Origin of the sequence: uncultured Mailhella sp. (assembly GCF_905187505.1) — a bacterium.
Lineage (GTDB): Bacteria > Desulfobacterota > Desulfovibrionia > Desulfovibrionales > Desulfovibrionaceae > Mailhella.
In genome coordinates, this window is the sequence record NZ_CAJJIC010000081.1 from 1 (window position 1) to 10905 (window position 10905).

Genomic DNA, 10905 nt, shown 5'->3' on the forward strand with positions numbered 1-10905 from the left:
AATGGGACAGAAATGCATGCTGGTGCTCCTGGGGGTCTTCCACGGAAGTGTTTTCCTGGGGGGATTTCTGCAGAATGAAAATTCCCCTGCCTTCGTTGGAGGAACAGGAAAAAATTGTTGCCGCATGGAAGGCCCTCCGCGCCATGAAGGAACAGAACGAGGCCATGGCCGAACCTCTGTTTGCCCTGTGCCGCAGCCGCCTGCAGGAGATAAAAAAGGAATATGAAGCGGTAGAACTGGGGCCGATGCTTAAGAGACTTGATAATAGAAATTTTGACAATACCATAAAAGATGTTAAGGGTCTTTCGGTAACAAAGCAGTTTCGTGAGCCGACTGCAAAAGTTGATAAAGAAAATCTTTCATCATATAAAATTGTATATCCTGGACAGTTCGGATTTGTTCAAACAACAAATAACGAAAAATGTTTCGTATGTTGTTTGTCCAATTATACTTATCCTATAGTTATATCATCAGTGAATGAAGTTTTTGATATAAAAGATAAAGGAAAAATGATTCCTGAGTTTCTTTATCTTTATTTTTTGAGAAAAGAATTTGACCGATATGCCAGATATCATTCATGGGGAAGTGCTAGAGAGATTTTTAATTGGGATGCCCTGTGCCGGGTACGCATTCCCCTTCCTCCGCTGTCCGTGCAGAAAGCGCTGGTGGACGTGTACCGCTGCGCTGCGGAAGCAAAGCGCATAGCGGAGGAGGCCGACAGGCTGAGCAGGGACATTTGTCCTGCATTGATTCGGCACGCAGCAAGAGGAGGCAACTGAAATGAGCGGCAAGCTGTATGAAAGCGAATTCGAGCGGGCGCTTCTGGACATGCTTCAGCAGGAGGGCTGGGCATATACCCCCGGGGGCGAGCTGCACCGCAAAGTGACGGAAGCCCTCTTGGAAGACGATCTCAGGAATTTTCTTGCCGTCAAGTATGTTTCCACGGGGAAGCTTCCTGCCGATGACCTCTCTGCCGTTATTGCCAATATTCGCAACGTCGGCGGCGCCACCGACTATCATCGTTTCTGCAACGCCGTCCGGCTTTATCAGAACGGCTATGACGTCACGCCATCCAACGGCTTGCCGCCTTTTCATCTGCATTACATTGATTTTGAACATCCCGAAGAAAATATTTTTCGGGTCGTCAATCAGTTCGACATGGTTCAGGGGACGGAGCATCGCATTCCCGACGTGCTTCTTTTCGTCAACGGCATTCCTCTGTGCATCATGGAACTGAAGAATCCCACCGATGAGAACGCCACCATTCGCACGGCCCATACGCAGATCACCGTGCGCTACCGTCGGGATATTCCCGAGCTGCTCAAATACTGCGCCGTGGCCTGCATCAGCGATGCCGGGCAGTCCCGCATGGGCACCATCACTTCGTCGTTTGAATATTTTTATGCGTGGAAGAAGGTGGAGAACGAGGACGAGGAAGGCAGCGGGCTGCACGAATTGGAGAGTCTCGTCAAGGGGGCGTTGTCTCCCGCACGGCTGCTTGAAATAGTCCGCGACTACGTGTACCTGCCGGACGTGTCGAAGGATGATCTGGCCGTGGTATGCCGGTATCCGCAGTTTTTTGCCACGCGCAAGCTCAGAGACCATATTGTCGAGCACCTGCGCAGTCATGACGGCGACGGCAGGGGTGGAACGTATTTTGGGGCAACAGGCTGCGGCAAGACGTTTACCATGCTTTTTCTTGCCCGGCAGCTCATGCTGCGTCGTCGTTCCTTTTTGGGAAGCCCGACCATTCTCATCATTGTGGACAGGGAAGATCTGGAAACGCAGGCCGGCAAGCTGTTCTGCAACGCCAGAACATTTCTGATGGACAGCAGCATCAAGGTTTTTGAAAGCCGGGAAAAGCTTCGTCAGGAAATGTCGCAGAGAGGAAGCGGCGGTCTGTATGTGACGACCATTCAGAAATTTGTCGAAAGCACCGGCCTTCTGAGCGATCGTGCCAACATCATCTGCATGAGCGACGAGGCGCACAGAACGCAGAACAACCTCGGCGGCGCGCTCAGGTACGGAAGCGACGACAAGGGGGCGGAATTTACTTACGGCTTCGCCCATTATCTGCGCGAGGCGCTGCCGCGGGCCACCTATGTGGGATTTACGGGAACGCCCATTGACGAGACCGTTCATGTGTTCGGCGACATAGTCGACATGTATACCATGAAGCAGTCGCAGGAAGACGGCATTACCGTGCCCATCATCTATGATCCCAGGCTGCCGCGCGTGTTCATGAACGACGAGCAGGCCAGACGGATTGAGGAATACTACCGTCAGTGCGAAAGCGAGGGCGCGACGCAGGAGGACGTGGACAAGAGCAAGCTGGCCATGAGCGGCATGAAGGTCATTCTCGGCGATGAAGGACGGTTGCGGCGCGTGGCGGCGGACATCATTGCCGATTATGAAAAACGCTGTGACGATGCGCCCGAAAGAGTGCTCAAGGCCATGATCACCTGTTACGACAGGGAGATTGCCTGCCGGCTCTACGGCATGATGAAAGCGATGCGGCCGGACTGGTGCAGGCCTCTGAAGGCGCTGGATGCGACGGGCCTTTCCCCGGAAGAGCTGGAAAAGAGAACGCCGATCTGTTTTCTCAATGTGGTGGCCACGCGGGGGAAGGATGACCCCAGGGACATGTATGACCTGCTTGGCGATGATGCGCATCGCCGGGATCTGGACGAGGCATTCAAGGATGACAAGTCCAACTTTCATGTGGCCATTGTCGTCGACATGTGGATAACGGGCTTTGATGCGCCGCCGCTCACCGTGCTTTACAACGACAAGCCTCTGCAGAAGCATACCCTCATTCAGACCATAAGCCGCGTCAACCGGCGCTACAAGGACAAGGAATGCGGCTACATTGTGGATTATTTCGGCATACGCGGAGAAATGAAGAGTGCGCTCAAGCAGTATTCCGGGGAGGCTGCAACGTCGAAGGACGATCTGCAGGAAGCTCATGCGGTTTTGAAGAACGAGCTTCAGATACTTCGGGATCTGACCTCGACGCTGGACTTTGAGCCGTTTTTCCAGAAGTCACCGCTTGTTCGTCTTCAGTTTCTTCAGCGCGGGGCGGAATATCTGCTGGCCAGAGATGTGCCGGTCAAGGGAAAGCCTTCGTATCTGACCGCGTTCCGGGGACATGTCAAACGCCTCCGCAGCGCCTTTGACATCTGCAATCCTGCCGGAGTGCTGAGCGACGAGGAAGCAAAGTGGTCGCAGTGCTTCATGGGCCTGACCGTATTCGTCAACAAGATAACGGCATCCGTGCATGACGTGACGTCCATGAACAGGGCGGTTGAAAGGATGGTGAAGGAGGCCATAGACTGTTCCGGGGTGGAGAACATCATTGAGTCTCAGGGGGAGGAGAATATTTTCGGTCAAGACTTTCTGAGGGAACTTTCCGGTGTGAAGCTTCCGTTCACCAAGTTTCAGCTCATGCTCAAGCTGCTTAAGCAGGCCATACGCGAATACAGGAAAACCAATAAGATCAGGGCGGACTACTACGACAGGCTTCTCAAAAAAACCATCGACGACTACAACACCCGAGACAATCCCTCCTTTGCCGGCGATGCGGCCAGAGACGCCGCGACGTCCCTCAGCAAGGTTGTGACCGACAGGGTTTCGGCCTGTACGGACAGGCTGCTCAAGCTGCTGCAGGAGATCCGGGAAGACGGGCAGAAGTTCAAGGATCTGGGAATTTCCTTTGAAGAAAAGGCCTTCTATGATGTGCTGTGCGAAACAAGAGACAGGCACGGCTTTGCGTATGCCGACGAAAGATGCATTGAGCTGGCCAGAAAGATCAAGAAGCTTGTTGATGATACCGCCGTGTATGCGGACTGGCTGAACAACGACAACCTGAAGAATCGACTCTCCAGCGAGCTGCTCATGCTTCTTTATAAAAACGGCTATCCGCCGGAATGGAAGGAGGAAGTGTACGAGCAGGTGCTTGATCAGGTTCAGAACTTCAAGGAACATGAGGAATAGGCCCTCATACGGAAAACGCCTTTTCCTTTCATCCGTCAGAACCGCGTTCTGGGGACACGTTTCTGACGTGTTTTTCTCTCGTGCGGAGACTTTCTCCGTTTTTATGGCTGGTCGATGTAGGCCGTTCTTTCGAGGGACGGCCTCACCGTATCGGCACGCTGCCCGACACCCCTTTTGGGGGAATGCGGCGTGAGCTCCCCGAGGGCCGGGCTTACGCTGAAAGCGTCTTGTTTTTCCTTACGCGGAAGGCTCCGGCGTTCAGGGAAGGGGGGGCGTTTTCTTTGTCCGCGCGCTTACAGGTCGCTCATGGAAAGAACGTGCAGGCAGTCCGCGCAGATGAGGGGCTGCTTTGCGGGGGAGACGGGGGGCGGCGTTTTGCCGAGCACCTTCACGCGGAACAGATTGCGCAGAAGAAGGAAGTCCAGCGGGATGAGGCGCGGGGACTGGCACCTCGGGCAGCGCAGGGAGGAGAGGGGCGCATAGTGTTTCATGTCGTCAACCGGGTTGAAGGTGAAATGGGGCGGCCCAGGGGCGGTGCGGGGACTCGCAGAACGGCGGACTGTGAGGCGCGGGGCGGCGTTTGCGTTTCGCCGTCACGATTGCCGGAGGGGCGGGGCGCTGTGGGGCCCCTTTCCCTCGAGGCGACGGGCTTCTTTTTGGGGGGCGGCGGCAAGCCCCTTGTTTTCTCGGGGGCGCGTTCGGCGATATTTCTTCCTTTTGCGGTGCGGCGCTCCCTTCATCGGCGGCGCGTTCGGGCCGTTCTGAGACTTGCGCGCGTTCAGTCCGTCGCGTCCGGGCCGTTAGGCGCGGTGCGCGTGTTCGGCCGGGGCGCGCTCGGGCCGGGGCTCGCGCGTGGTTTCCGGCGTGCCCGGAAGGGAAAGGCCGCGCTACAGCTTTTCCCACTTGTCGAAGCGCGGGCACGAGCCGCCCGAGAGCATGGCCGTCTTTCTGACAAGGCAGGGCGCGGGCGCAGAATCGCAGCGGATCCGCACCACGCCCCGGAAGGTGTGCACTTCCGGCTCGCGGCGGCCCGTCCACCAGCGGCACGCGCCGCACTTTCTTTCGTGGGGAAAAATGGTGTTTACCGGCATGGGAAGACCTCATTCTGGCAGAACAGGCGGCAGGGCCGGGAAAAGAACGCCTGCCGTAGGAGGCGCGGAGCGCGCCGCGAAAGGACGCCGATGACCGCAGGATCGGCAAAGCGCAAAGTCCCGGGTCGCCCCTTCGGGCGGGATGCCCGGCGGCGGGGCAGCCATACGGCGCTTTGGACGGAAGCGGACACCTTTGATGTATATTGTCATAGACAAGCCCGTCAAGGCGCGAGCCTGCCTTGATGCCCTGCGGCGCAGCGCCGTGCGGCCTGCGGCAAGGTCTGAAACAGGCCGGGGGCGTGTCTTTCGGGAAGAGGCCCGGGGGCAGGCGTCCGGGACGGCAGCCGACGTTCGGGCCCTGACTCTGCGGAGGGGGCATGGCGGGACAAGCGTTCGGGAAGGCGCAGCGCCGGGCCCGCGCCGGGTCCGCGGGACGGAATACGCCCCGGGCAACGCGGGGAAAGCGATGGGGGAAAACGGCGGGCGAAAAGGAACAGGGCCGGACATGGCGTTTTCCGCGGTTTTCTCCCCGTTCCCACCTTCCCGTGCGGCTTTCCGTCCTTCCCCGCGTGTCCCCCGTTCCTGCGGCCTTTTTCCGTTCTGCGGCCGGGAGCCGTTACGGGGCCTCCTCTTCGTCGGACATGGCCAAGAGCCTGCGTTCCACGGCCTGTTTTGAGCTGTTGGCGTAGCAGTAGGCGCAGAAGTGGCGGCAGGTATCGTAGCTGCCTATGTCCTTGCTCGGCGCGCAGCCGCAGGCGGAGCGCTGGCCGGAATCCCTGACGCCGCCTTGTGCCGTGCGCGTTCCTTCGCTTGTGCGGTCCTGGGCTTTGGCGTTCGTCGCCCCGCGTCCTGTGTCCGCCCCGCACGGGTCTGTGGCCGCGTTGCGGGCAGAGTCGGCCTTTTCCCCGTTGTCCGTCGTTCCGCTTAATCTTTGGGGCGTTCCCGTGATCGCGCACACCGCGCCCCGGCCGTCGTCCGTTCTTGCGCCCTTCGCCCCGGCGGGCGGGGCTGAGAAGAGCGGAAGCTGCACGCTTTTGCGCTCCTTGCCGCACCAGCGGGCAAAGGTTTCGCAGTCCGGGCAGAGGCGGCGCAGAAGGGCAGGGTCCACGCAGCGGCTGCGCGCAATGCCGAGGGGGCGCATGTCGAGCGGTTCCGCGCAGGCGGCGAGCGTGAGAGGCCGGGGAAGGGCGCGGTTCATCTCCGCCATGCCCCGGGCGATTTCCTGCATTTCCGCAAGGGTCGGGGGCCGGAAGGCCGGGTTCAGCCTGCCGAGTGCCCGCGCCGTTTTGCGGTACCAGTCCACAAAGCTGAAGACCAGCGTTTCCGTGAACGGCGAGAGCGCTTCGGCCAGACGGCGGAGGCGCGAAAGCGTGTTTTCCACACTGAGGCCGCCGCCGAGTATGATGGGATCAAAGCGCCAGATCACGCGCTTTTTTCCCACAAGTTCGGAAAGCTGCCGGAAGGTTTCCACGCGCGCGGCAAGCGGCGGAAGGTTCGGTTCGAGCCCGGTGCCTTCGTAGTCGTTGAGCGTGTATTGGACATAGAATTCATGTCCTCTTGCCGCAATTTCCGGCAGATGCGGCAAAAGCGGCGCGGGATGCTTGCTCCAGAACACGAAGACGCGGCATTTTTCAAAGGAAATCCATTGCCGCTGCGCCGCGTTGAACGGGTTTTGCCACAGACAGAAGCCCTCACGCAGCCGGTTCATGAACCAGGCCGCGTGAAAGGCCGGAATGTCCGTGGCTCGGCTTGCCGAAATGACGAGCGGCGCCACCGCCTTCCTTCTGCCCTGCGGCGTGTCGATGATGCTTTCCGGCCACTTCATGGGACGTCCTTTTGCTGTTCGCGCAGCGTCGGCGCGGCGTATGCCCGGCGGGATGCCCGTGTTCGGGGCGCCTTGTCGGGGCTTTCCGTATCCGGCGTCGTACGTTCCGGCGGAAGAGCTTGCGCGTTTCGTCCTGCCGGGTCGGGCGCTTCCCCTGCCGTCCTCATGCGGGGACGGCCGATGCCGCATGACCATGCGGCGTCCAGTCATGTATGGACGTATGTTCCGCAAGTGCGTTGACAGCATCAGGCGCTGGGAATACCTTTATCGGTAATCTTAACCTGCTACAATGACAAGCGGAGTTCACCATGGCATACCTTTACGCACGATATTTTCAAATAGACGGCGGAGAACACGGCATTGAAGAGTTCCGCGATGAAAGGTACATGGACGAAGCCGATGGAACGCCCTGCGTTGAAATGGATCAGATGAACGGCGGCGTGGGGTTCTGGCAGTACGCCGTGACCGGGGAGCCCGTGGATGACCCTTCGGAACTGAGTTACTGGCAGTCCGTCATCGGCGGCCGGGTAGTGACGGGGTCGGATGCGCTGGCCGAAGCCGCCGTAGAATATTTTGACGGCATTGGCGACGATCTGAAGGACATCATTTATTATTCCGTGGACGAGACCTCGGCCATTCTGGACGAGGTGGAAGCGTCCGCAGGCGAGGTTTTCGGTGAGGATTCCTTCCGCATGGAAGTGGACACCGGCGTCAATCACGTGCTCCCCGTGGACGAGGACGACCTTGAAACCTTCGCTCTCGACAGGTTCCACATTATTCTCGTCATGTACAAGTGCTGCGAAATCGACGATGCCTGGGTGCAGCTGATTCCCCTTGAAGACTTCGAGCCCGACGGTCGGTACGCCACCGTGGAAGAAGCCATGGACGCGGGGGCCGTGGAAAGCGCGCATGGCCTGAACGTGGACGCCCTGCCGCAGGAATACCGCGACGACCCCGACCAGATAGGATACGAGCTGTGCGACGAATTCCTCGATGACTTTGAACAGTTCGGCTATGTCACGGCCCTGAAGTGACGCCGCCTTTTCCCCCCGGGCTCCGGGAAGCGGGGCGGAAAAGGCCCACGGCCGCCTCGCCGAGGCATGACAGCGCTCGTCTGTGCCGCGCATGAGAAAGCCTTCCCCGAAAGGCGGGCGGGTCGTTGCTGCCGAAGCGCTGCGGGGTTTCGTGTCGTCCGCCTTTCGTGTCGTCCGGGCCGGAGGGGGCGGAGGGGGGCGTATCGTCCGAGCAGAAGGCCTTTCTTCCCCGGGCATGCCGCTGCCTTTTTCCGAACGGCCGCCCCGGAGCCTGTCGCTCCGGAGAGACAATCCGGCATCTCGCCTTCCTCCGGTCCGGCGGCACGTCCCGTCGGGCGGAGGAAGGTCTTTTGTCGCGGGGCGCACGCCCGAGGAAGCACGCGGGTCGGACTTTCCGGGGAAAAGGGGCGGCATCCGCCCGCGGAGCGGCGAAACCTGGACGCAGGGCAGGCCGCGTTTTTGCACCGCGCGTCCGCCCCGTGCTTCTGCCTGCGGCGGCTAGAACTTGAGCGTGTCGCCGTCGTCCGGCATGATCACCCTGTCCCACACGCCGCGCGCGACAAGGCGCTTCTTCATTTCCGGACGCGAAATGGTGGCATGGGCCACGGCGTCCATGTGGCTGACGATGACCGCCGCGCCGTCCGCCGCACGAACCGTCTGTTCTACGTCCGCGTCGTCCATGATGAGGCGTCCTTCGTCGAGCAGCAGCGCCGCGCAGGCGTTCACCACGATCACGCCGGGATGCCACGTGCGGATGGTCTTTTCCACCGCGTCGTACCAGATGGTGTCGCCCGCAAGATACAGCGTCTTTTCGTCGGGATGATGGAAGATCACCCCGCAGGACGGCCCGCACGGGATTTTGGTGCCGTGTCTTGCCGGGACCTTCACAAGATGCACGCCTTCAAAGGCGCTGTTCTCGTACATGACCGTCACGTCCGTGAAGCCGGAGCGCACGAAGGCGTGCGCGTCTTCCATGCTCTGCACGAACATGGGCATGTTCCTGTCGAGACTGCCGCCTATGGTGCCGTCCGGAGCCATGTCGATGTGGTCGGGATGCACGTGCGTGCAGATGCAGGCGTCGACGCCCGCAAGCACCTCTTCCGCGCTCATGGGCAGCGCGGTCATGGGCATGGGAATGTCGAGCTTGTCCGGCTCGCAGCGGAACCCGCTGCCGAGCGTGCGGAACGTGCCCATGGCTCCCTTGTCCAGAAGCCACGGGTCCGTGAGAAAGGTTCTGCCCGCGTACTCGATGCGCAGCGTGGCGTTTCGTATCTGCTGAATCTTCATGATGTTCTCCTTTTGTCTGGCGTGTCGTTTTTCGTCACAGAACCAGACATAAACCCTCGAGCAGCTACAGGGTCAAGAGGAAAGGAAATTTTTTCCCCAAGGGAAAGAAGACGTGAAGCTGGACGCAGAGAGGCGCGGGGGAGAGGGGCAGGAAAAGGCACGAGAGAAGGGAGGGGGAGACGGAGGGAGAACGGCGTGCGAAGGCTGAGGGGTGGAACGGCGTGCGAGGCGGGGAGCGGGGCGACAAGCGCAGGGGGCGAGAATCGAGCGAAGGGGGAAGCGCGAGGGGAGAGGGAAGGGGGGAGCCCTGAGAGCGCGAGAGGGACGCAGGGGCGGGGGACTTTTCGCTCGGAAGAAACGGGCCGGGGAGAAAGCTGAGAGGAGTGAAAGCGGGGCGTCGGGGGCGGGAAGAGACGAAAAAAGCCCCGACGCACGGCGGCATCGGGGCCCGGGAGAGAGAAACCGGCTCAGGCATCATACCCTTTGGGATTCTGCCTCTGCCAGTTCCAGGTGTCGCGGCACATGTCGCTGAGGGTGCGGGCGGCGGTCCAGCCGAGCACGTCGCGCGCCTTGTCGGCATCGGCCCAGAATTCCGTCAGGTCTCCGTCGCGGCGCGGGCCGAATTCGTATTTCACGGGAACGCCGCTGTTTTCTTCAAAGGCCCTCACTATTTCCAGCACGCTGTAGGGCGTGCCCGTACCGAGATTGAAGATTTCCGTCCCCTTGTGGGCGGCGGCGTATTCCACGGCCTTCACGTGTCCGGCGGCAAGATCCATCACATGGATGTAGTCGCGGCGGCAGGTGCCGTCGGGAGTGGGGTAGTCGTTGCCGAAAATGGTGAGATGGTCGCGTCGTCCCACGGCCACCTGGGCCACGTAGGGCATGAGATTGTTGGGAATGCCCTGCGGATCTTCACCCATGCGGCCGGACGGATGGGCTCCTATGGGATTGAAGTAGCGCAGAAGAACGACGGAAAGTTCGGCATCCGCACGTGCGGCGTCCTCCAGAATCTGTTCCATCATGAACTTCGTCCAGCCGTAGGGGTTGGAACATCTGCCGCGCGGCATGGTTTCCACATAGGGATACGGGTTTTCCTCGCCGTATACGGTGGCCGAAGAGGAAAACACGATGTTGTGAACGCCCCTCTCCCGCATGCATTCCAGCAGCGTGAGCGTGGTGTCTATGTTGTTGCGGTAGTATTCGAGGGGCTTGCGCACGGATTCTCCCACCGCCTTCAGACCGGCAAAATGCACCACGCAGTCCACCGGATACTCGCTCATGATGCTGCACACGGCATCATGTTCGCGCACGTCCGCTTCATAGGCAACAACGGAACGGCCGGTCACTTCTTCTATTCTTTCGACTGCCTCGGGAGAACTGTTGCTGTAGTTGTCCACAATGACGACATCGTGCCCGGCCAGGATGAGCTCCACGGCCGTGTGCGAACCGATGTAACCTGCACCGCCTGCAAGAAGAATACGCATGAGAACCTCTGAGTAGTGGATGAAATAACTAATAATAGCAGTATAATATATATTCTATGCTTATTTATTATACGTTCTTCTTTTGAATCTTGAAATGCGTCTGTTGAATATGCGTATAACTTTGTAATTTCCTTCATTTTTGACGCTTATAATGTTTTCAAGAATGTTGTGATCGTTGCGCTTTGTTTTAT

At 59.4% G+C, this 10905-nt stretch carries 8 protein-coding genes; 3 read left to right on the top strand and 5 right to left on the bottom strand.

Annotated features, from left to right (window positions below; all coding sequences use genetic code 11):
• Positions 1-779, top strand: a 779-nt coding sequence (locus QZZ60_RS07980) for a restriction endonuclease subunit S (protein ID WP_295640277.1), incomplete at its 5' end; no start/stop codon positions are given.
• 1 nt (position 780) lies between these two features.
• Entirely contained in the window at positions 781-3993 is a 3213-nt protein-coding gene (locus QZZ60_RS07985) for an HsdR family type I site-specific deoxyribonuclease (RefSeq protein ID WP_295640280.1), read from the top strand.
• 293 nt (positions 3994-4286) lie between these two features.
• Here the strand turns inward: QZZ60_RS07985 and QZZ60_RS07990 are convergent, their stop codons facing one another.
• The 3 genes from QZZ60_RS07990 to QZZ60_RS08000 form a co-directional block, all read right to left on the bottom strand.
• Positions 4287-4484, bottom strand: a complete 198-nt coding sequence (locus tag QZZ60_RS07990) for a hypothetical protein (RefSeq protein ID WP_295640284.1) — start codon at positions 4482-4484, stop codon at positions 4287-4289.
• A 396-nt stretch (positions 4485-4880) separates the two neighbouring features.
• Positions 4881-5084, bottom strand: a complete 204-nt coding sequence (locus QZZ60_RS07995; protein ID WP_295640287.1) for a hypothetical protein — start codon at positions 5082-5084, stop codon at positions 4881-4883.
• 616 nt (positions 5085-5700) lie between these two features.
• Entirely contained in the window at positions 5701-6909 is a 1209-nt protein-coding gene (locus QZZ60_RS08000; protein ID WP_295640289.1) for a DUF1848 domain-containing protein, read from the bottom strand.
• 308 nt (positions 6910-7217) lie between these two features.
• On the opposite strand from QZZ60_RS08000, the gene QZZ60_RS08005 reads away from it, so the two are divergent.
• On the top strand, positions 7218-7943 hold the full coding sequence (locus QZZ60_RS08005; protein ID WP_295640292.1) for a hypothetical protein: 726 nt from the start codon (positions 7218-7220) through the stop codon (positions 7941-7943).
• Between the two features lie 498 nt (positions 7944-8441).
• Here the strand turns inward: QZZ60_RS08005 and QZZ60_RS08010 are convergent, their stop codons facing one another.
• Positions 8442-9230 (bottom strand): MBL fold metallo-hydrolase, encoded by a 789-nt coding sequence (locus tag QZZ60_RS08010; RefSeq protein ID WP_295640295.1) that lies wholly within the window; start codon positions 9228-9230, stop codon positions 8442-8444.
• 467 nt (positions 9231-9697) lie between these two features.
• Positions 9698-10714: a UDP-glucose 4-epimerase GalE gene (galE, locus tag QZZ60_RS08015; protein WP_295640297.1), complete on the bottom strand. Its 1017-nt coding sequence runs from the start codon at positions 10712-10714 to the stop codon at positions 9698-9700.
• Positions 10715-10905 lie beyond the last annotated feature (191 nt).